Annotated in this window: 15 protein-coding genes; 3 read left to right on the top strand and 12 right to left on the bottom strand. The window is 72.9% G+C overall.

The features are described from left to right. Positions 1-267 precede the first annotated feature (267 nt). From C4U44_RS12315 to rsmI, 8 genes are all read right to left on the bottom strand, one after another. On the bottom strand, positions 268-945 hold the full coding sequence (locus tag C4U44_RS12315; RefSeq protein WP_103885738.1) for a response regulator transcription factor: 678 nt from the start codon (positions 943-945) through the stop codon (positions 268-270). 206 nt (positions 946-1151) lie between these two features. Next, a complete protein-coding gene (locus tag C4U44_RS12310) occupies positions 1152-2927 on the bottom strand; it encodes a PQQ-binding-like beta-propeller repeat protein (RefSeq protein WP_103885737.1) in 1776 nt (591 codons plus the stop codon). Positions 2928-3082: 155 nt separating this feature from the next. Next, positions 3083-4930: an ABC-F family ATP-binding cassette domain-containing protein gene (locus C4U44_RS12305; protein WP_103885736.1), complete on the bottom strand. Its 1848-nt coding sequence runs from the start codon at positions 4928-4930 to the stop codon at positions 3083-3085. Between the two features lie 181 nt (positions 4931-5111). Continuing rightward, positions 5112-6020 carry a 4-(cytidine 5'-diphospho)-2-C-methyl-D-erythritol kinase gene (locus C4U44_RS12300; protein ID WP_103885842.1) on the bottom strand — a complete coding sequence of 303 codons (909 nt, stop codon included), beginning with the start codon at positions 6018-6020 and terminating at the stop codon, positions 5112-5114. Between the two features lie 98 nt (positions 6021-6118). Continuing rightward, on the bottom strand, positions 6119-6988 hold the full coding sequence (rsmA, locus tag C4U44_RS12295) for a 16S rRNA (adenine(1518)-N(6)/adenine(1519)-N(6))-dimethyltransferase RsmA (RefSeq protein ID WP_103885735.1): 870 nt from the start codon (positions 6986-6988) through the stop codon (positions 6119-6121). A gap of 216 nt (positions 6989-7204) precedes the next feature. Further along, entirely contained in the window at positions 7205-8143 is a 939-nt protein-coding gene (locus C4U44_RS12290) for a TatD family hydrolase (RefSeq protein ID WP_103885734.1), read from the bottom strand. 51 nt (positions 8144-8194) lie between these two features. Continuing rightward, positions 8195-8656: a hypothetical protein gene (locus C4U44_RS42420; RefSeq protein WP_235032004.1), complete on the bottom strand. Its 462-nt coding sequence runs from the start codon at positions 8654-8656 to the stop codon at positions 8195-8197. Between the two features lie 294 nt (positions 8657-8950). Then, the gene (gene rsmI / locus C4U44_RS12280) at positions 8951-9790 is read right to left on the bottom strand and encodes a 16S rRNA (cytidine(1402)-2'-O)-methyltransferase (RefSeq protein WP_103885841.1); all 840 of its coding nucleotides are present in this window, start codon (positions 9788-9790) and stop codon (positions 8951-8953) included. 242 nt (positions 9791-10032) lie between these two features. Here rsmI and C4U44_RS12275 point away from each other — a divergent pair, with 242 nt between their 5' ends. Together C4U44_RS12275 and C4U44_RS12270 are read left to right on the top strand one after the other, a co-directional pair. Next, complete coding sequence (locus tag C4U44_RS12275; RefSeq protein ID WP_407642829.1) at positions 10033-11742, top strand: dolichyl-phosphate-mannose--protein mannosyltransferase; 1710 nt, start codon at positions 10033-10035, stop codon at positions 11740-11742. 162 nt (positions 11743-11904) lie between these two features. Then, positions 11905-13548 carry a penicillin-binding transpeptidase domain-containing protein gene (locus C4U44_RS12270; RefSeq protein WP_103885732.1) on the top strand — a complete coding sequence of 548 codons (1644 nt, stop codon included), beginning with the start codon at positions 11905-11907 and terminating at the stop codon, positions 13546-13548. 39 nt (positions 13549-13587) lie between these two features. Here C4U44_RS12270 and C4U44_RS12265 read toward each other — a convergent pair whose 3' ends face one another. The 4 genes from C4U44_RS12265 to C4U44_RS12250 form a co-directional block, all read right to left on the bottom strand. Continuing rightward, positions 13588-14376: an SDR family NAD(P)-dependent oxidoreductase gene (locus C4U44_RS12265; RefSeq protein ID WP_103885731.1), complete on the bottom strand. Its 789-nt coding sequence runs from the start codon at positions 14374-14376 to the stop codon at positions 13588-13590. Between the two features lie 118 nt (positions 14377-14494). Further along, positions 14495-16012 carry an FAD-dependent monooxygenase gene (locus C4U44_RS12260; RefSeq protein WP_235032002.1) on the bottom strand — a complete coding sequence of 506 codons (1518 nt, stop codon included), beginning with the start codon at positions 16010-16012 and terminating at the stop codon, positions 14495-14497. 315 nt (positions 16013-16327) lie between these two features. Beyond that, entirely contained in the window at positions 16328-17617 is a 1290-nt protein-coding gene (locus C4U44_RS12255; RefSeq protein ID WP_103885729.1) for a serine hydrolase domain-containing protein, read from the bottom strand. A 174-nt stretch (positions 17618-17791) separates the two neighbouring features. Further along, complete coding sequence (locus C4U44_RS12250; RefSeq protein ID WP_103885728.1) at positions 17792-19567, bottom strand: glycoside hydrolase family 6 protein; 1776 nt, start codon at positions 19565-19567, stop codon at positions 17792-17794. A 629-nt stretch (positions 19568-20196) separates the two neighbouring features. Here C4U44_RS12250 and C4U44_RS12245 point away from each other — a divergent pair. Then, a complete protein-coding gene (locus tag C4U44_RS12245) occupies positions 20197-21885 on the top strand; it encodes an FAD-binding dehydrogenase (RefSeq protein ID WP_103885727.1) in 1689 nt (562 codons plus the stop codon). The last annotated feature ends 6 nt before the right edge of the window (positions 21886-21891 follow it).

Below are 21891 nucleotides of genomic sequence, written 5' to 3'. Positions count from 1 at the left end.
ACAACAGAATCGCACACAATGAATCACAACGGAACAGAACAGTCAATGCCGGGGGGCCACGAAGTCGCACAGCTTCGTCACGAGGTGGCATCGGGTCGCACGGGGCCGCGGAGGGCACAACCAAACAAAGCCGAACAGACCACGACGCAACGGCTCGCCACGGGGCGGTGAAGGGCGGGACGGACCGGCGGCGCGGCGCCTGCGGGCGCGGGCGGCTCCCGCCGGGCAGGCGCTTCCGGGACCCGGCTGGACACGGTGTCCGGGGGGTCAGTGGCCCTCGGCGGACGCGGCCCGCTCCAGCAGCCCCGTACGCGCCGCGAGTGCCGCCGCCTCCAGCCGGGACCCCACGCCCAGCTTCATCAGCACCCGCTGCACATGCGTGCGCGCGGTGCTCGGCGCGATCCGCATGCCGGCGGCGATCACCCGGGTGTCCTCGCCCTCGGCGACCCGCACCAGGACCTCGACCTCGCGCGGGGTGAGCATGTCCAGCAGCCGGGCACCCTCGTCGTCGGGCTGCCGCGCGGGATTGAGGAGTTCGGCGAACGCGCCCTGGAGCAGCGGCTGGGCCACCGCGACCTCGCCGGTCCTGGCCTTGGCCATGGCCCGCTCGACGCCCTCGATCCGCTCGTCGTGCCGGACGTAGCCGGAGGCGCCGGCCGCGAAGGCCGCGGCGATCCCGCGCGGGTCGGGCACCGGGCCGAGCACCACCACGGCCACCCCGGGCCGCTCCCGCCGGATCCGCGCGACCGTGTCGAACGCGCCCGGCTCGGCGGGCGCCGCCGTGCCGAACAGGCACACCTCGGGTGCCCTGTTGAGCACCAGCTCGGCCGCGCCCGCGGCGGGCGCCGCCGCGGCCAGCACGCGGTGCCCGCGCAGCCTCAGAGCCGAAGCCAGCGCCTCGGCGAGCAGCCGGTGGTCGTCGACCACGACGAGCCGTACACCCATCTCGGGTCTCCCCCATCCCCGCGGGACCGACGGCCGTCGGTCCCGGTCCCCTGTCCATACCGCGACGGGACCGCTCCCAACCGCGCCCCTGGACGGAACCACGCGCCGACCGCGAAAAAAACCGCTTCGCGGCGCGGCGCGCGCCCCTGCCGATGGATACGTCGCACGGTCCTGCGATCGGACCGGCGGGCGGACTCGCGTCCGGGTCAGCCGTACACCACCACGTACTTCTGGCCCGACTCCTCGGAGTAGACCGTCTTGGACGTGAAGTAGAGGGTGTTGGCGTGCCACACGACGTAGTCGCCGGTGCTGATGCTGTCCAGCTTCTTGTACGCGTCGCTGCCGAGCGTCGCGTAGGTGGACATCGTGCCGCTCGCCGGGTCGAGGGTGACCAGCCGGCCCGGCTGGTCGTACTCCGGCTCCTCGTACCCGAGCACCTTGCCGCCCTGGAAGCCGATGCCGGAGATCTCGTAGTTGCCGGTCGTCTTGGCGACCCACTTCTGCTTGCCGTCCGACAGGTTGAACGCCGCGATGCCGCTGAGCACCTTCCCGCTGCTGTCGCTCTGGCTGTCCAGCGTCAGGTAGACGGTGTCCTTGTCGACCAGCACGTTGTGCACGGCCTGCACCTCGGTGCCGTCGTCGTCGATCCGGTACTTCTTGGTGCCCAGTGAGACCCGGGACTGCAGCTTGCCGTTGACGAGCGTCGCCACGTCCGTGTAGGTGGTGTCCTCGGTGCCGAGCAGCACCACCACCGGGTCGGTGGAGACCACCGCGCTGACCTGCAGGCCGTCCGGAGCGGTCCACGACCACTTCGGGGCACCGGAGTTGGCCGGGTCGACGAGCTGCACCTTGTAGGAGGTGTCGTAGCCGCAGTCGACGACCGCCACGAACTGCGCGCCGCCCGCGTACCCGCTGTCCTTGCAGTCGCCGTCGCCCGACTGCCACAACTGCTTCTGGTCGCTGAGCCGGTAGCCGACGGAGCCCTCGCCCCAGGTGATGCCGACCGCGTCGCCGCTGACCGCCATCTCCGTGAAGTCGTAGTCCGGCGCGATGTCACCGCCGGGCAGGGACGCCGTCCACAGCGTCTTGCCCGCGGCCAGGTCGATCGCCATCACCTTGTCGCACTTGGCGCCGTACTGGATCGCGGTCATGTCGTGGTAGGAGTCGCGCGCGGCGGTGCACTCCGAGCCGGAGGGCGCCGGGATCGCCCACGCCTTCGCGCCGGTGGTCGCGTCGTACCCGACCACCTGGTCGATCTGGTTCTTCACCACGTACTTGGAGGTGAACCACAGGCCGAGCGCGTTCTTGAGGTTGTCCTTCTTCGCGACGGTGTCGGCGTCCTGGTCCCACTTGAAGTCCAGCTCGGACTTGTGGGTCGCGGAGGTCGTCCCGCCGCTGGTTCCACCGGAGTTCGCCTGCGGCTTCGGGTCGTCGCCGCCGGAGCCGCCCTTGGTCGCGAAGTACACGCCGCCGCCGACCACCAGCACCGCGGCGACCACGGCCGCGACGATGACCAGCACCTTGTTCCTCGACCCGGCGCCACCGGGGGCGACCGGCTGCCCGTAGGGAGGCTGACCGCCGTAGGGCGGCTGCTGGGCGTACTGCTGGGTGGGGGCCTGCTGCGGGTAGCCGTACGGGCCCGGCTGCGGCGGCGGGGTCTGGCCGTAGGGCTGCTGGCCGTATCCGGGCTGCCCGTAACCCTGTTGGGGCTGCGGCGGCTGCGGGGGCTGCTGCGGGCCCGGGTAGCCGTAGCCCGGCGCGGGCGGCGGCTGCGGAGGTTGCTGCGGCGGCTGCGCCTGCTGCGGGGGCGGCGGGGGCTGCTGCTGCGGGAACGCGGGCTGGGTCGGCGCCGCGTAGGGGTTCTGCCCCGGAGGCGGCGGCGAGGCGTACGGGTTGTCCGGCTGCGAAGGGGGCGGCGGCACGGCGCCACCGGAGTTCCCGTACGGGGGCGGGTTTCCGGGGGGCGGGGGCGGCTGCGACATGGCAGGTCCTTCTTCGGGCCGGGCGAATGGAGTTCGGGCGAACGAAAGCTCTTTCTATCACCCGCCCCACTTGACGCCAGGGGCCGCGGCTGTTCCGTTACCTGGCCGCTACACGTCCCGCACGACCGGCCCGGCACGCCGTCGCGGGCGCCGCCTCACGCGTCCTCGGCCAGCTCCAGCCAGCGCGTTTCGAGGTCCTCGCGCTCCTCGCGCAGAGCGCGCAACTCGGCGTCGAGCGCCGCGACTTTCTCGAAGTCGGTGGCGTGCTCGGCGATCTGCGCGTGCAGTTCGCCCTCCCGCTCGCCGACCTTGTCCAACCGCCGCTCCACACGCTGCAGTTCCTTCTTCGCGGCGCGGGTGTCGCGGGCGCCGGCGCCGGCAGCGGTACCCGAAACGGCGCCGTCCGCAGCCGGCTTCGCCGACTTCTGGGCCGACCTCTGCGCGGGCGCGGCCGGCGCCGCGGCCGCCAGCAGCGCGTGCCGGCGCTCCAGGTACTCGTCCACGCCGCGCGGCAGCATCCGCAGGGTGCGGTCGCCGAGCAGGGCGAACACCCGGTCGGTGGTGCGCTCCAGGAAGTAGCGGTCGTGGCTGATCACGAGCATCGAACCGGGCCAGCCGTCGAGCAGGTCCTCCAACTGCGTGAGCGTCTCGATGTCGAGGTCGTTGGTCGGCTCGTCGAGGAAGAGCACGTTCGGCTCGTCCATCAGCAGCCGCAGGATCTGCAGCCGGCGGCGCTCACCGCCGGACAGGTCGCCCACCGGCGTCCACTGCTTCTCCTTGCCGAAGCCGAACCTCTCGCACAGCTGGCCCGCGGTCATCTCCCGGCCCTTGCCGAGATCGACCCGCTGCCGTACCGACTCCACGGACTGCAGCACCCGCTGCGCGGGGTCGAGTTCGACCACCTCCTGGGAGAGGTAGGCGAGCTTGACGGTGCGGCCCACCACCGCCCGGCCGTGCGCGGGCTGCCGCTCCCCGTCGCTGGCCGCCGCCTCGGCCAGGGCCCGCAGGAACGACGTCTTGCCCGAGCCGTTCACCCCGACCAGGCCGATCCGGTCGCCGGGGCCGAGCTGCCAGGTGATGTGCTCCAGCAACGTCCGGGGCCCCGCGGTGATCGTGGCGTCCTCCAGCTCGAACACGGTCTTGCCGAGGCGGGAGTTGGCGAACTTCATCAGCTCGGCGCTGTCCCGCGGCGGCGGCACGTCCTCGATCAGGGCGTTGGCCGCCTCGATCCGGAACCGCGGCTTGGAGGTGCGCGCCGGGGCGCCGCGCCGCAGCCACGCCAGCTCCTTGCGGACGAGGTTCTGCCGCTTGACCTCCTCGGTCGCGGCGATCCGCTCCCGCTCGGCCCGCGCGAACACGTAGTCGCTGTAACCGCCCTCGTACTCGTAGACGTTGCCGCGCTGCACGTCCCACATCCGGGTGCACACCTGGTCCAGGAACCAGCGGTCGTGGGTGACGCAGACCAGGGCCGCGCGGCGGGCGCGCAGGTGGCCGGCCAGCCACGCGATGCCCTCCACGTCCAGGTGGTTGGTCGGCTCGTCCAGCACGATCAGGTCCTGCTCGCCGATCAGCAGCTTGGCCAGCGCGATACGGCGCCGCTCGCCGCCGGACAGCGGGCCGATCACGGTGTCCAGGCCGTCCGGGAACCCGGGCAGGTCCAGCGCGCCGAACAGTCCGGTCAGCACGTCCCTGATCCGGGCGTCGCCGGCCCAGTCGTGGTCCGGGCGGTCGCCCACGATCTCCTGCCGCACGGTCGCGGCCGGATCCAGCGAGTCGCCCTGCGTCAGCACGCCGAGGCGCAGCCCGCCCTGCTGGGTCACCCGCCCGGCGTCCGGCTCCTCCAGCCGCGCCAGCATCCGCACCAGCGTCGTCTTCCCGTCGCCGTTCCGCCCGACCACCCCGATCCGGTCCCCCTCGGACACTCCGAGCGAGACCCCTTCGAGCAGCATGCGCGTCCCGTAGGTCTTGCTGACGCCTTCGACATTGACGAGGTTGACGGCCACGGACGGCTCTCTCCGAGAGGTTGGGTGTCGGGTGGGCTGGGGACTTCCAGCGTAGTGGGGGCGGCGCGAGCGGCGGAGGCCGCCGGCGGGTGGGGCCCGGGGACGGCGCACGGGCCGGGATCCCGCGGGGCCCGGGTGCGGTGCGTGACCGGGCCTCGGCGCCTTCGGGGTCCGCCGGACCCTACGGGAGGACGGTGGACCCTGGCGCGGGGGCCACGGCGACCCGCGCGCAGGAGCCGAGCACGGCCGCGATCTTGGCGGCGCCCTCCTCCTCCGCGGCGAGGAAGGCCACGGTCGGCCCGGACCCGGAGACGATCCCGGCCAGCGCCCCCGCCCCGAGCCCGGTCGCGACCGTGCGGGCCAGGTCGGGACGCAGCGACAGCGCGGCGTCCTGGAGGTCGTTCGCCAGCACCGCGGCGAGCGCGTGCGCGTCCCCGGCGGCCAGCGCCGCGACCAGCGCCGGATCGGCGACCGGCGCGGGCACCTCGCCCGCCAGGTCGCCCGTCCCCTGCTCCCGGCGCAGCCGGTCGCACTCCCGGTAGACCGCCGGTGTGGACAGCCCGCCGTCGGCCAGCGCGAACACCCAGTGGAACGCGCCGCCGACCTCCAGCGCGGTGAGCCGCTCGCCGCGCCCCACCCCGAGCGCGGCGCCGCCGAGCAGCGGGAACGGTACGTCGCTGCCCAGTCCCCCGGCGATCTCCAGCAGGTCGGCCGGCGGCGTGCCCAGTCCCCACAGCGCGTCGCAGGCGACCAGCGCGCCCGCCCCGTCCGCGCTGCCGCCGGCCATCCCCCCGGCCACCGGGATGTCCTTGGCGATGTGCAGGTGCACGTCGGGCGCGATGCCGTGCCGCTCGGCGAGGGCGACCGCGGCCCGGGCCGCGAGGTTGGTGCCGTCGAGCGGGATGCCCGCGACGTCCCGCCCCTCCGCCGTGATCGTCAGCCGGTCCGCGGAGGTGGCGGTCACGTGGTCGTACAACCCCACCGCGAGGAAGACGTTCGCCAGGTCGTGGAACCCGTCCGGGCGCAGCCCACCGACGGCGAGCTGCACATTGACCTTGGCGGGCACACGTACGGTCACGGCGGTCACGATCAGATTCTCCTCGGTTCGTACGACGTCCGTCTCCGCGGGTTTCCGGTGGGGCGTGGTGGCCTCCTGATGGGGCGCGGCCCCCTGCGCCGGTGCGCGCGTCACGCCGGCCGGTGCTCGGCGATCGCGGCGAACTCCTCCACCGTCAGCGCCTCCCCCCGCGCCTGCGGCGACACCCCCGCGGCGACCAGCGCCTCCTCCGCGGCCGCGGCCGACCCGGCCCACCCGGCCAGTGCGGCCCGCAGCGTCTTGCGGCGCTGCGCGAACGCCGCGTCGACGACCGCGAACACCTCGGCGCGCGTGGCCGTGGTCTTCGGCGGGTCACGCCGCACCAGCGACACCAGGCCCGAGTCGACGTTCGGCGCGGGCCAGAAGACGTTGCGCCCGATCGAGCCCGCCCGCCGCACCTCGGCGTACCAGTTCGCCTTCACCGACGGCACCCCGTACACCTTGCCGCCGGGCGTCGCGGCCAGCCGGTCGGCGACCTCGGCCTGCACCATCACCAGCGTCCGCTGGATGGTCGGGAACGTCGCGAGCATGTGCAGCAGCACCGGCACGGCCACGTTGTAGGGGAGGTTCGCGACCAGCGCGGTCGGCGCCGGGTCCGGCAGCGCGGCCACCGTCATCGCGTCGCTGTGCACCAGCGTGAAGCGCGCGGCGCGCTCCGGCAGCCGCGCCGCCACCGTCGCGGGCAGCGCCCCGGCGAGCACGTCGTCGATCTCGATCGCGACGACCCGCTCGGCGGTCTCCAGCAGCGCCAGCGTGAGCGAGCCGAGCCCCGGCCCGACCTCCACCACGATGTCCTGCGGCTCCACCTGCGCGGTACGCACGATCCGCCGTACGGTGTTCGCGTCGATCACGAAGTTCTGGCCGCGCTGCTTGGTCGGCCGCACCCCCAGCGCGGCGGCCAGCGCGCGCACGTCGGCCGGTCCGAGCAGGGCGCCGGGCGCGTCGGGGTCTGTCGTACTCACACCCGCAAGGCTATCCGCAGCCCGCACCGCCTCCTACCAGCCCGCGGTGCGCCGCAGGGAGCCGGGCGGGGCAGGGCGTACGGGGCGGGCACCAGGGCGAGCGGTGGGTCGGTGCCGGCTCGGCACCGGGCGGGCAGTGGCTCGATGCCCGCCCGCCCGGTGCGGCCCGGTGCGGCCCGGTGCGGCGCGGCACTGCCCGGTGCGGGCCGGAGCGGCTCAGTAGCCGAAGACCCGCGCGGTGTTGGCCGCCACCGCCGCCGCGAGGGTGTCCTCGTCCTCGCCCCTGGCCGCGGCCATCGCCCGCAGCGTCACCGGGATCAGGTACGGGGCGTTCGGCCGGCCCCGGTGCGGGACCGGGGTGAGGAAGGGCGCGTCCGTCTCCACCAGCAGCCGGTCCAGCGGCGCGGCGGCCACCGCGTCCCGCAGGTTCTGCGCCGACTTGTAGCTGACGTTCCCCGCGAAGGACAGGTAGTAGCCGCGCTCGGCGCAGAGCCGGGCCATGGCGGCGTCGCCGGAGAAGCAGTGGAAGAGCACGGTGCGGGGCGCGCCCTCCTCCTCCAGGATGCGCAGCACGTCCTCGTGCGCGTCCCGGTCGTGGATGACCAGCGCCTTGTCGTGCCGCTTGGCGATCGCGAGGTGCCGCCGGAAGGAGTGCGCCTGGGCCTGCGCGCCGCCCGGCCCGGTGCGGTAGTAGTCCAGGCCGGTCTCGCCCACGCCCCGCACCTGCGGCAGCGCGGCCAGTGCGTCGATCTCGTCGATCGCCGTCTCCAGCGCCGCCATCCCGCCCGGCTCTCGGTCGCCCTGCCGCGACCAGTGGTCGGGGTCCCCGTGCACGATCCTGGGCGCCTCGTTGGGGTGCAGTGCCACCGTCGCCCAGATCGCGTCGTGCTCCGCCGCCGTGCGCGCCGCCCAGCGCGAGCCCTCCAGGTCGCAGCCGACCTGGATGAGGGTGTGCACCCCGACCGCCGCGGCCGCCGCCAGCGCCTCCTCGACGGTTCCCGACTGCATGTCCAGGTGCGTGTGCGAGTCGGCGACCGGGACGCGCAGCGGCTCGGGGGCCGGGGCGGGGGCGGCGTTCTTCTTCGACTGCTGCGTCGGCTTCGACTGCTGCGTCGGCTGGGTCGGCTGGCTCGGCGGCGTCGGCTTCGTCGGCATGGTCCGATCCTAGGGACGGCCGCCCGGCCGGGGGCGGCCGGCCCGCGGCTGTCAGGCGGCCGGCCCCGCGGGAGTCCCCGGCCGGCCGGGCGGCTGCGCGGCTCCGGGGATCCCCGGCTGCCCCTGCCTGCGGTGCAGCAGCCCGCGCACCGACCAGTGGTGGACACGCCGCTCCGCGGGCTCGGCCCTCGGCGCGTGCCAGTGCGAGACCACCTCGTCGACCTGCCCGGAGCGCATGATGCGCACCAGGTGGCCGCCGCAGTTGTCGCAGTTGGGGCGGGTCAGCGGCGAGGGCACCGCGGTTCCGTCGGCGAGGTAGGTGACGAAGGGGCGGCCCGAGGTGTCGACGTGGTGCTCTATCTCGTACGCCTGCTCCCAGCCGTGCCCGCAGTTCATGCAGGCGAAGGCGTACGCCTCCCTGACGTTGTGGGCGGACCCGACGTGGGGGGCGGACGCTTCGGGGTGCGCTGTGCGCCCCGCCGCGTCACGCCCGTTTCCGACGGTGTTGCTCATGGCAGCTCCTGCGGCCCTACGGACAACCTGTCCGACCGGGACTTCCCACCCCCAGCGAACGCCCCATCCGTCCCGCACGCAGCACACCCGGCCGAGACTTGAGCCAGATTTGGGGCGTATGTGGGAGATGGCCGAGATTGCTTTGCCCTGCACGGCGTTTATGGGCCACGCGCCCCCGCGGACCGCCGTTCGCGCCGGTCAGGGCGGGGATGGCGTGCGCCGCCGCGCTCCCCCCGTCCGCGGCAGACCTCACCATGCGTCACTCCTTGCTCTGCGTCAGCCCCCCTCGGCGCGTCACACCTTCCCGTGCTTCGCCGCCACCACCGCGTCGAACACCTCGCGCTTCGGCAGCCCCGCCTCGACCGCGACCGCCGCGATGGCCTCCTTGCGGCGCTCCCCGGCCGCCTCGCGCGCCGCCACCCGCCGCACCAGCTCCTCCGGTGCCAGGTCCTGCGGCGCCGGCGCGGGGGCACCCTCCACCACCACGGTGATCTCGCCCCTCACGCGCTCGGCGGCCCACCGCGCCAGCTCCGCCAGCGGCCCGCGCCGCACCTCCTCGTAGGTCTTGGTCAGTTCCCGGCACACCGCGGCCCGGCGGTCGGCGCCGAACACCTCCGCCATGGCCGCCAGGGTGTCGTCGATACGGTGCGGCGCCTCGAAGTACACCAGCGTGCGCCGGTCGGCGGCGACCTCCCTCAGCCGGGCCAGCCGCTCCCCCGACTTGCGCGGCAGGAACCCCTCGAAGCAGAACCGGTCCACCGGCAGGCCCGACACCGCAAGCGCGGTCAGGACGGCCGACGGCCCCGGCACCGCCGTCACCCGCACCCCGCGCTCGACGGCGGCTGCCACCAGCCGGTAGCCCGGGTCGGACACCGACGGCATGCCCGCGTCGGTGACGAGCACCACACGGGCGCCGCCCTCCAGCGCGTCGGCCAGCTCGCCGGTGCGGGCCGCCTCGTTCCCCTCGAAGTAGGACACCACCCGCCCGCCCGGCTCGACGCCCAGCGCCTGGGTGAGCCTGCGCAGCCGCCGGGTGTCCTCCGCGGCCACCACGTCGGCGGCGGCCAACTCCTGGGCCAGCCGCGGCGGCGCGTCCGCGACATCGCCGATCGGGGTGCCCGCCAGGACGAGCAGCCCCGCACCCTCCTGCGCCGGGTGCGGTGCGGGCGCGCCGGGTGCCGGCTCCTCGGCCGAGGTCCGGGACGGATCTGCCGCGGTCTGGGACGGATCTTCGGATGAGCTGGTCACGGGTCGAGTCTAGGGCGGCCCTCTCCCGCCTCCGGCGCTCGGATTACCGGACAAAGCCGCCCCGCCTGCCGACACCTCATCGCAATCTCAGACGCTTTCCCTACGATGGGCCGGTGACGAGTGAGACCGTGGCGCAGGACCGTGCCCCAGAGGACGTCCGGGCACAGGCGGAGCCGAGCGCGTGGGCGCGGCGGCTGCGCGGCTTCGGGCACGTCGAACGACCCCGGACCGACACCCGGGAGCGCCTGGTCCCGCCGTTCCCCGAGCCGGGCACCCGGCTCTGGCAGATGCTCGGCCTCAGCCCGCGGCTGGCCCACCTCGCCGCGAAGTCCTCCGGGTGGCTCGGCCCGATCCTGGTCGCCGTCCTCGCGGGCGGCCTGCGCTTCTGGCACCTCGGCAGCCCGCGTGACGTCGTCTTCGACGAGACGTACTACGCCAAGGACGCCTGGTCGATGATCAAGTACGGCTACGAGGGCACGTGGCCGGACGGCAAGATCTCCAACCCGCAGATCCTCGCCCACCCCCAGGTCGTCGGGCTGTCCAAGGTCGGCAGCTACGTGGTCCACCCGCCCACCGGCAAGTGGATCATCGGCTCCGGCGAGTGGATGTTCGGGCTGAACCCCTTCGGCTGGCGCTTCATGATGGCCGTGCTCGGCACCCTCGCGGTGCTGATGCTGTGCCGGATCGGGCGCCGGCTGTTCCGCTCCACCGCGCTGGGCTGCGTGGCCGGCACCCTGATGGCCGTCGACGGCCTCGAGTTCGTGATGAGCCGGATCGCGCTGCTCGACCTCGTCATCATGTTCTTCGCGCTGGCCGCGTTCGGCTGCCTGCTGGTCGACCGCGACTGGTCGCGGGCCCGGCTCGCGGCGGCACTGCCCGTCGGGGAGGACGGCTTCGCCGGGCCCGACGACAAGACCGGCTCCCGGCAGGGCATGGGCTGGCGGCCCTGGCGGATCGCCGCCGCGGTGCTGCTGGGCCTGGCCGCCTCCAGCAAGTGGAACGGCCTGTACTTCCTGGCCTTCTTCATGATCATGACGGTGCTGTGGGACGTCGGCTCCCGGCGGGTCGCCGGCTCCCGCAGCCCGTACCTCGCCGTCCTGCGCAAGGACCTCGGCTGGTCGGTGCTGACGATGCTGCCGGTGGCCGTGGTCACGTACCTGCTCACCTGGACCGGCTGGTTCCTGTCCAGCGACGGCTACGACCGGCACTGGGCGGACGGCCGCGGCGGCTTCTGGTCCTGGATCCCGGCGCCGCTGCGCAGCCTGTGGCACTACGAGCACGACGTCTACAAGTTCAACGTCGGCCTGCACACCTACCACCCGTACGAGTCCAACCCCTGGAGCTGGCTGGTCCTCGGGCGGCCGGTGTCCTACTACTTCGAGTCGCCCAAGTACGGCCAGGACGGCTGCAAGGCCGCGAGCGGGTGCTCCCGGGAGATCCTCGCCCTCGGCACCCCGCTGCTGTGGTGGTCGGCCTGCTTCGCGCTGGTCTACCTGCTCTACCGCTGGATCGCCCGCCGCGACTGGCGGGCGGGCGCCATCCTGTGCGCGGCCGGCGCCGGCCTGCTCCCCTGGTTCCACTACCAGGACCGCACGATCTTCTACTTCTACGCGGTCGCCTTCGTGCCGTACCTCTGCCTGGCGGTCACCATGATGATCGGCGCGTTCCTCGGCCCACGCGAGTCGTCGGAGAGCAGACGCATGTGGGGCGCGGTGGGCGCGGGCACCCTGGTCCTGCTCATCATCTGGAACTTCATCTACTTCTTCCCGATCTACACGGGCATGACGATCCCCTACCACTCCTGGCAGGCCAGAATGTGGCTGGACTCCTGGATCTGACCGGCGGGTTCGGGGCCGTACGGCGACGCCCCCGGACCGGTTGCCGTTCATACGGCTTCAGTACGAATCCGTGTTCTGATCGAGACCTGAGCTCCCTACCGCTCGCCTAAAGTGCCGAGAGCGCGCTCAATTGAACGCGTTCAGTGGGGGAGGGGGGGCCTCGTGCCCATATCACGGGGAGTCAAGGTCGGCATCGTCGGCACGGTCGCCATCGGGATGCTGGCGGTCGGCGGTTACGGCGCCTACAACATCATCAGCGGCCTGAGCCACAGCGTCGGCAATACCGGCCTGACGACGACGAACTCGACCGCGTCACCCATCAGTTCCAAGCCACCCGGTGCCAAGGAGATCACCAAGGCCGCGGACGCCTTCCTGAAGGCGTGGTCGTCGGGCGACACCGCCAAGGCGGCCGCCCTGACCGACTCCGCGCAGGAGGCGGCCTCGGGGCTGGACGGGTACCGCGACCACGCCCATGTGACGTCCGTCCGGGCGGTCCCGAGCACCACGTCCGGCGCCCAGGTGAACTACACGGTCGACGCGCACCTCTCCTACCAGGGCATCAGCAAGGAGTGGAAGTACACCTCCTCGCTGACGGTCATCCGCAGCTACTACAACCGGATCACCGTGAAGTGGGCGCCCTCGGTGCTCCATCCCGGGCTCAAGGACGGCGACTCCCTGGTGACGGGTGTGGCCAAGACCCCCGACGTGGACATCGTCGACCGCAACGGCAAGGTGCTGGACATCAGTGCCTACCCGTCGTTGACACAGATCGCCGCGCAGTTGCGGGAGCGCTACTCCGGCCACGTGAAGCAGACCGGCACCCCGGGCATCGAGACGTACGTCGAGGACAGCGACGGCGGGACCGGCGCCACGCTCCTCGTCCTGCGCAAGGGCGTCGACGCCAAGTTGCGCACGACGCTGGACGCCACCGCCCAGGCCGCCGCCGAGAAGGCGGTGCTCGCCAAGCCGCAATCCGGGGTGACCGCACTGGACACCGACACCGGCGGCATCATGGCGATCGCCTTCAACCCGGCGAGCGGCCAGGACATCGCGCTCCAGTCACTCGAGGCGCCCGGCTCCACGTTCAAGATCGTCACCGCCACCGCGCTGCTCAACGCGGGCGTCACACCGCAGACCCACTCGCAGTGCGTCAGCGGCTACAGCCGCCACCTCGGCAAGGCCTACACGAACGTCAGCCGCGACAACCCCGGCGCCGACTTCGCGTGGGACTTCGCCAACTCCTGCAACACCGGGTTCATCCGGCTCGCCGGCGACATCGGTCCCACCACGCTGACCACCACCGGCCGCACCTACTACGGGCTCGGCACCGACTGGTATGTCGGCACCTCCACCGACGACGGCAACATCCCCGGCGGCACCGGCGACGAGATGACCTCGGAGATGATCGGCCAGGGCCAGGTGGTGATGACCACCCTCAACATGGCGTCGGTGTCGGCGACCGTGGTCGACGGCCGCTTCCACCAGCCGTCGCTGCTGCAGGACTCCAGCGTGATCGACCAGCGCGCCCAGATCAGCACCTCACCGCTGCCCTCGGGCGTCCGCACCGACCTGATGCAGATGATGCACCGGACCATCACCGACGGCACCGCCTACGCGGCCATGCACGACTTCGGCGGCACGGTCGGCGCGAAGACCGGTTCCGCGGAGGCGTCGACCGGTGCGCCCAACGGCTGGTTCACCGCGTACCACGGGCACGTCGCCGCGGCGGCGATGGTCGTCCAGGGCGGTGAGGGCGTCGACTCCGCCGGTCCGATCGTCGCATCGGTGCTGCGCGCGGCGTCGTAGCAGCCGGCCGCTGCCGGGTGAGGCGAGGGCCCCCTCGCCTCACTCGGCGGTCAGCGCCTCCGTGAACCCCGAGTTGCTGCTGAGGATCCCGCCGTCCACCGGAAGCGTGGTCCCCGTGATCCAGGACGCGTCCTTGGACGCCAGGAACGTCACGGCCGCCGCGATGTCGGCGGGCTCGCCGATCCGCCCCAACGGGTAGGCGTGCGCCGCCGCGTCCAGGACCGCCTCACGCCCCGCCCAGGCCGGCGTACGGATCGTGCCGGGCGCCACAAGGTTGACCCGTACACCGTCGGAGGCCACGTGCATCGCCAGGGTGCGGGTCAGCGAGATCAGTCCCGCCTTCGCCGCGCTGTAGGAGTGATTGCCGAAGTACGACAATCCGTTCACGGAACCGATGTTGACGATGGCACCTCGCCGATCCGGTGCGTTCAGCAGAGCGGGAAGCGCGGCCCGCGAGCATCTCATCGCACCGGTGAGGGTGACATCCAGGTCGCGCTGCCACGCCTCGTCACTCTCCAGAGTGAAGTCGTCGTGATGCTCACCGCAGGAGTAGGCGTTGTTCACCAGCACGTCCAAGGCGCCGAACAGCTCCACCGCGTGGGCGACCGCCGCGTCCACCGACGCCCGGTCCGCCACGTCGCACGCCACCGCCTGCGCCTGCCCGCCCTCCGCCCGGATCGCCGCGGCCGTACGCGCGCCCGCGGCTTCGTCGAGGTCGGCGATCAGCACCCTCGCGCCCTCGGCGGCGAACCTGCGCGCCGTGGCCTCGCCGATCCCGCGCGCGGCCCCCGTCACCAACACGCCGTAGCCCTCGAAGCGCTCAGTCATCCGGTCAGCGTAAGCACTGCCGAACGGCCCTGACCAGAGCCGGGCGTCGCACACCAGGACGCCAACGGGCGCGGCCCGGCGACTGGCCGGCGGCGGACCGAGGGGATCGGGCGGAAGCTCAGCGGCGCGCGGCCGGGCCGAACCAGGTGGTGAGGGCGTTCCTGAGCGCGGAGATGCCGATCGTGCCACCGGCGGCGGCCGCCCAGGCGACGTGGCCGTCGGGCCGGATGAGGAGCGCGGCGGGAGCGGGGACCTCGCCGATGACCGGAACCGGCCAGACGTCGTCCTCGCTCCGCGCCTCGACGAGATCGACGCGGTCGCCCCAGCCCTTGGCGACCGCCGCCACCCCCGCGTTCCCGCGCAGGTCGAGCAGCACGGGGCGGGCGGCGTGCAGCAGCTCGTAGACACGGGTGGCACCGTCGGCCGTCTTGAGGTCGGCGTCGGGAACGCGCCGGCCGGCCAGCGGGTGGTCGCCGTCGATCGGGTACCTGATGTCCAGTGCGGTGATCATGCCGCCGAGATACCGGTTGACGTCGTCGAACACGATGAGCGAGCCGAACAGCTCGCGCAGCGCGTCCGTCTGGGGGCCGGGGCGGGTCATCGCCGCCTGCGCCCGGGTGTTCTGCAGGACGGCCGCCGCGACGGGGTGCCGCTCGGCGTGGTAGCTGTCCAGCAGGCTCTCCGGTGCCAGGCCGCGCACCACCGAGCCGAGCTTCCAGCCGAGGTTGACCGCGTCCTGCACTCCCATGTTCAGCCCCTGCCCGCCGGCCGGGTAGTGGATGTGCGCCGCGTCGCCCGCGACCAGCACCCGGCCCTGTCGGTACGTGGCGGCCTGGCGTGCCGCGTCACCGAACCGGGAGACCCACCTGGGGCTGTGCATGCCGTAGTCGGTGCCCTCGATCCTGATCAGCGAGTCCCTGAGCTGCTCGAACGTCGCGGGCTCGTCGCGGTCCGGGACGCGGTCGTACTCGGACGTGATCACCCGGTACCAGCCCGGCTCGAAGGAGATCACCGAGAAGTCGCCGCCGGGGCGGCGGCGCACCCATATGTAGTCCTCCGGCAGGTCCGGGAGTTCCACGTCGCCGATCATCGCGGTCATCGTCGCCGAAGTGCCGGGGAAGGCGATGCCCGCCGCCTTGCGCACCGTGCTGCGCCCGCCGTCGCACCCCACGAGGTAGCGCGCGCGAAGGGTGGCGCCTGCCTCCTGCGCCCCGCCGAGTTCGATCGTCACGCCTTCCTCGTCCTGGCGGACGCCGGTCAGCGGCGACGCGTAGCGCACCCGCACACCGAGTTCGCCCGCCCACTGCTCCAGCAGCCGCTCGACCGAGTCCTGGAGGATCATCAGCGGCAGGGGGTGCCGGGACTCGAACGCGTCGAACTCCAGCCAGAGTCCCGAGAAGTGGCCCACCGGCTGCAGCTCACCGACCTCCAGGAAGCGGTCGAGGACGCCGCGCTGGTCCAGTACCTCCAGGGTGCGGGCGTGCATCCCGCCGGCACGCGACTCGCCCGTGCGCCCGGCGAGCCCCTCGACCACCATCACGTCGACGCCCGCCAGCCGCAGCTCGCAGGCGAGCATCAGACCCGTCGGCCCGGCGCCCGCGATCACCACGTCCGTGTCCATGCCGGTGTGTCCCACGCGTGGGGCCCCCTTCGTCCCTTGGCCGGTGACGTCGCCACATCACCCCCACGTTCGGGGAACGCGGATCAGCCGGTCAAGGCAAGGCCGGCCGCGGGGCGCGGCCTGTGCTGTCGGACTTGCCCGTCCCGATGGCCCTGTCCCGCCGGCGGGACTCCGGCACAGGGCCTGCCACGCAGCTGCGGTGCGATGACCTGACGAGTCGTCATATTGACAAGTGGGGGTGAGACGCCTGGCCGGGCGGTCAACCGGGGCGTTGGCCGGACGTCGGGCGGGACGCTGACCGGGGTTGGCGACCAGGCGGCGGGACGGGCGTCAGGCCAGGCACTGCCGAACGGCCCTGACCAGAGCCTGGGCGCGGGGATCGGCGGTGACGTTCCTCTGCAGGGCATTGGTGACGTAGCCGAAGCCGATCCCGTTCTCCGGGTCGGCGAAGGCCAGCGAACCGCCGCGCCCTGGATGCCCGAAGGAGCCCGGCCCGAGCAGGGGCGCGGACGGGCCGTGCAGCATGTAGCCCAGCCCGAAGCAGGTATTGACCACCAGCACCCGGTCCGGACCGTCGGCCTCCACGGTGCGTGCGGCCGCCAGCGTGGCGGGCGCGAACAGCCGCCGCCCGACGCCTCCCCCGCTGCCGCCCGCCTCGGCCCCGACATCACCGACGGCACCCTCGGCATCCTCTTCATCGAGGTCACCGATCAGCGCCGCGTAGCAGCGCGACAGCGACCGCGCGGTCGCGATCGTGCCGGACGCCGCCAGCTGGCCGGCCCGGTACCCGGGGTCGTTCTCGTCGGGCAGCGGGGTGATCGCGGCGAAGGCACGGCTGGTCAGCGACGTGGGGTCGGCGTACGCGTCCTGCACGGTGCGCTTGGCCCGCGCCCGCAGTCCGCCGGACGCGGGCGGCTCGGGCGTGGTGACCGCTCCGATCCGGCCCACCCGGTGCGCCTGGTCCGCGGGCAGCCCCAGCCACAGGTCGAGGCCGAGCGGCCGGGCGATCTCCTCGGCGACGAACCGCCCGACGGTCCGGCCGGACGCCCGCAGTACCAGCTCCCCCACCAGCCAGCTGAACGTCTGGGCGTGGTACCCGTGCTCCTGCCCCGGCGCGAACAGCGGCGCCTGCGCGGCCACGGCCCGGGGACCCGACGTCCCGTCGACCGCCTGCTCCGGCGTGAGCGGGATGTCGAGCGCCGGCACGCCCGCCCGGTGCGCCAGCACGTCCCGCACGGTCACCCGGTCCTTGCCGTGCGCCTTGAACTCCGGCCAGTACGCGCTGACCGGTGCGTCCAGGTCCAGCTGCCCGCGCTGGTGGAGCAGCAGCAGGCACACCGCCGCCACGCCCTTTCCGGCCGACCTCACCACCTGGGCGGTCCCGCGCTCCCAGGGCCCACCGCCGTCGTAGCCGCTGCGGCCGGCCCACAGGTCCACCACCGCCCGGCCGTCATGGTGCAGCGCCACGGCGGCCCCGACGTCCCCACGGCGCGCGAAGTTGGCCACGAAGGCGTCCCGTACCGGCTCCCAACCGTCCGCGACCCTCCCGTGCACCTCGACGCCTCCGGCGTCCTTCGACGGCTCGGCCCCGTCCGGCTCTCCCGCCCCGACCTCGCTCATCCGCTGCCGCCTCCCGACCGCCGCCCCCTGTCCGTCCCCGTACCCCTCGATCGTACGAACCGCCGACCGGCGCACGCGGAGCGGGCCCGCGACGGGACCGCCGGCTGGTCGGGTCGACCAGGGACGGCCCCGTCACGGGCCCGGTGGGGGGATCCGCTGTCCAGGTACCAGGTGCTACGACAGCGGCGGGTAGGCGTTCTGCAGGAGCTGGTGGAACTGCGCGGAGAACCAGTGGCCCGCGAGCGGCGAGTCCGGCAGCGCCCCGGTCGGGTTGTTGCCGTTGCGCGCGTTACCGCCGTAGGTCGGGTCGCACATCTGGTCGAAGCCCTTGCCCTCGTCGTTGTCGATGGCCTTGCTCGAACCGTCCGACTCGCCCGGAGGCTTGATCCACACGTAGGCGTCCAGCCCCGTGGCCGGGGCCGCGGTCGGGCGCTCGCCGATGCCGGCACCGGACTGGTTGCACCAGTTGCCGGCGTGGATACGGCGGTCGATCCGGCCGCCGTCGACATAGGTGTCCACGCTGGTGGTGGCACCCGGGCCGGTGGGCCGGGACGAGCCGCCCCAGCCGTTGCGGCCGGTGTCGATCAGCATGCCGATGTTGCTGTCGAAGCCGACGCCGACCAGTTCGGTGCGCAGCGCGGTGGCGTAGGACTGCTCGTCGACGTAGTTGTTCCAGTCGACCCACTTGGACTGGCGCACCGTGGTGCCGTTGACGTTGTCGGTCACCTTGAAGTTGGGCTCCACGGTGGCGCTGTAGTTCGCCGTGTTGGTGATGAAGCCCTGCACGTCGTGGACGGTCGCGCCACTGGTGGTGGCGGCCTTCAGGAACTCCTGCGCGGCGGGGGCGAAGTTGCTGTCCCAGCCGAGCCACGCGTGGTGACCGGCGTCGATGTAGTTGTAGGTGTTGGACAGCGCGCCGAGCTTGGCGAGCGCGTACCCGACGCCCTTCTCGTAGTTGCCGTTCTGCTTCATCGTCGCGCACGCGGCGGTGGCGCCCGCCTGGCCGCTGGCGTTGGTGACGATGTTGGGCAGCGAGTCCGGCTCGATGATGTTGACGATCCGCAGCTTCGCGTACGCCGGGTCCGACATGATCGAGGTGATCGGGTCGATGTACTGGCTCTCGTACGTCGACAGGTCGTCCGGGCCCAGCTCGCCGTTGGAGGCGAGCGCGGCGCAGTCGCGGCCGGGGAGGTCGTAGATGACGAACTCCACGGTCAGCGGCTGCCCGTTGGCCTGGGCCACCGCCTCGTCGAGGTGGGCCTTGAGGCCCATCGCGCCGTCGGCGCCGTTGATCGCGGCGATCCGGTCCAGCCACACCGCGGTCGACTCGTCGGCGATCGCGGAGCCGCCGTCACCGGACGCCTCGGCGGACCACTCCGGGTTGACGTAACCCTTGGCTCCCACGTATGGGTTGTCGACCCGCGTGCCGTCGCTCGGCGGGGGGCTCGTGGGCGGCGGGGAGGTCGGCGGCGTGGTGCCGCCACCCGTGGTGCCGCCGCCGGTCGTGCCGCCGGTACCGCCCGCGGCGCCGCAGGCGACGCCGTTGAGGGTGAACGCCGTCGGGATCGCGTTGGTCCCGCTGTAGGAGCCGTTGAAGCCGAAGTTGACGCTGCCGCCGGCTGCCACCGTGCCGTTGTAGGACAGGCTGGAGGCGGTGACCGCGGCACCGGACTGGCTGATGTCGGCGCTCCAGCCCTGCGTCACCTTCTGGTTGCCGGCGAAGGACCAGCCGACCTTCCAGCTCGTGGTCGCCGCGCCGTTGTTGGTGACCGTCACGGACGCGGTGAAGCCGCTGTCCCACTGGGTCGAGATCGTGTAGTTGACCGAACAGGCGCTGGACGCCGCCTCGGCACTGCTACTGCTCAACGCGGCTGCCACCGCGCCGGAGGTGACGACGAGCGCCCCTGCGGCCAGTGCGGCGGTTCTGCGTCGCAATTTCGGGACTGCCATGTGCGAACGACCTCCATTGGGGGGATGGACCGTCGAAGCTCCGTCGACAGGTCATGGGAGGTGGTGCGTTGTGGAGTTACACGCTCTTAACGTGGGAGCGCTCCCATAGTGGGGAGCCGCCCTGCTCCTGTCAATGCTTGAAACAGGAGAAGGGTGGGAGCGCAGATCGGCGGCCGGGATCAGGCCATGACACCGCAGGGCGCGGGCGCGGCAGAGCCGCCGTGGCGTCGGAAAGATCGATGACAACCCGTCAATAGGTTGACAGATGATGAGGTTTGACGGTCCATCACATCCTGCTTGAACAGGGCACCTTCGGCCGGACGGGTGAGGTCGCAGGCGGCTGCCGCGGGCCCGCGAGGTCACCCGGACGGGTCAGGTCGCAGGCGCCTCGCGGGGCTCCCGCGAGCCGTCCCGAAGGCGGCCTGCGGAGGCGTTCCGGCCACCTGGACGCCAGGCGGTACGCCGGCTCCTTGACGCGCGTTCGGCGGCGGCCAGGAGGTGGCCGGCCGCATCGGGCGACCGGCGGTCCAGGTGCACCACGCCATACCCCTGACCGCCGGAGCACGCTCGCGTAACGTGCTGCCCTAAGGTTTTTACCGGTGAGTAAGGATGACCGAGGGAGCGGGCCGATGGGGCTGGACGCGGACGTCGTGGTGGTGGGCGCGGGACTGGCGGGGCTGGTCGCCACCGTGGAACTGGCCGAGGCGGGCCGCAAGGTGATCCTCGTCGACCAGGAGCCGGAGACGTCGCTCGGCGGCCAGGCGTTCTGGTCGTTCGGCGGGCTGTTCTTCGTCGACTCGCCCGAGCAGCGCCGGATGCGGATCAAGGACAGCACCGACCTCGCCTGGCAGGACTGGCTCGGCACCGCCGGCTTCGACCGGCCCGAGGACCACTGGCCGCGCCGCTGGGCCGAGGCGTACGTCCACTTCGCCTCCGGTGAGAAGCGCGCCTGGCTGCATGAACGCGGCCTGCGGGTCTTCCCGGTGGTCGGCTGGGCCGAACGCGGCGGCTTCCTGGCGACCGGCCCGGGCAACTCGGTGCCGCGCTTCCACATCACCTGGGGCACCGGCCCGGGTGTCGTCGCGCCCTTCGAGCAGCGGGTGCGCGCGGCGGTCGCGGCCGGCCGGGTCGAACTGCGCTTCCGGCACCGGGTGACGTCCCTGACGAAGACCGGGGGCGCCGTCGACGGCGTGGCCGGCGAGGTGCTGGTGCCCAGTGATGTGGCCCGCGGCGAGGCCAGCTCCCGTGAGGTCGCCGGCTCCTTCGAACTGCGGGCCCAGGCCGTGGTGGTGACATCCGGAGGCATCGGGGGCAACCACGACCTGGTGCGCGCCGCCTGGCCCGAGCGCCTGGGCACCCCGCCGGCCAAGCTGCTGTCCGGGGTCCCCGCCCACGTCGACGGCCTGATGCTGGGCGTCACCGAGGAGGCGGGCGGCCGCCTGATCAACGGCGACCGGATGTGGCACTACACCGAGGGCATCGAGAACTGGAACCCGATCTGGGCCCGGCACGGCATCCGCATCCTGCCCGGCCCGTCGTCGCTCTGGCTCGACGCGACCGGCAAGCGGCTGCCGGTTCCGTACTTCCCGGGCTTCGACACCCTGGGCACCCTGGAACACATCATGAGCACCGGACACGACTACACGTGGTTCGTCCTCACCCAGAAGATCATCGAGAAGGAGTTCGCGCTCTCGGGCTCCGAGCAGAACCCCGACCTGACCGGTAAGAGCGTGCGCGAGGTCCTGAAGCGGGCACTCCCCGGCGCCCCGGGACCGGTCGAGGCGTTCAAGGAGCACGGCGTCGACTTCGTGGTCGAACGCGACCTGAGCGCCCTGGTGCGCGGCATGAACGCGGTCACCGGTGACGGCCTCATCGACGAGGCCGCGCTGCGCGGCGAGATCGAGGCGCGTGACCGCGAGATCGCCAACACCTACACCAAGGACCTCCAGGTCACCGCGATCCGCGGCGCCCGCAACTACATCGGCGACAAGCTGGTGCGCACCGCGTCCCCGCACCGCCTGCTCGACCCGAAGGCCGGCCCCCTGATCGCGGTCCGGCTCAACATCCTCACCCGCAAGTCGCTGGGCGGCCTGGAAACGGACCTGGACGGCCGCGTGCTGGCCGGAACCGCTCCCGGTGGCGACACGGGCGCCGACGGCCGCGGCGAGCCGCTGGCGGGCCTGTACGCGGCGGGTGAGGCGGCCGGCTTCGGCGGGGGCGGCATGCACGGCTACCGCTCCCTGGAGGGCACGTTCCTCGGCGGGTGCCTGTTCTCCGGGCGTACGGCGGGGCGCGCGGCGGCCCGCGCCACGGCGTAGGCGGGG

The organism is Actinacidiphila yanglinensis (genome assembly GCF_900107965.1).
GTDB lineage: Bacteria > Actinomycetota > Actinomycetes > Streptomycetales > Streptomycetaceae > Actinacidiphila > Actinacidiphila yanglinensis.
The sequence above is the reverse complement of the archived record's forward strand: the minus strand, read 5'-3'. Positions and strand labels throughout refer to the sequence as shown.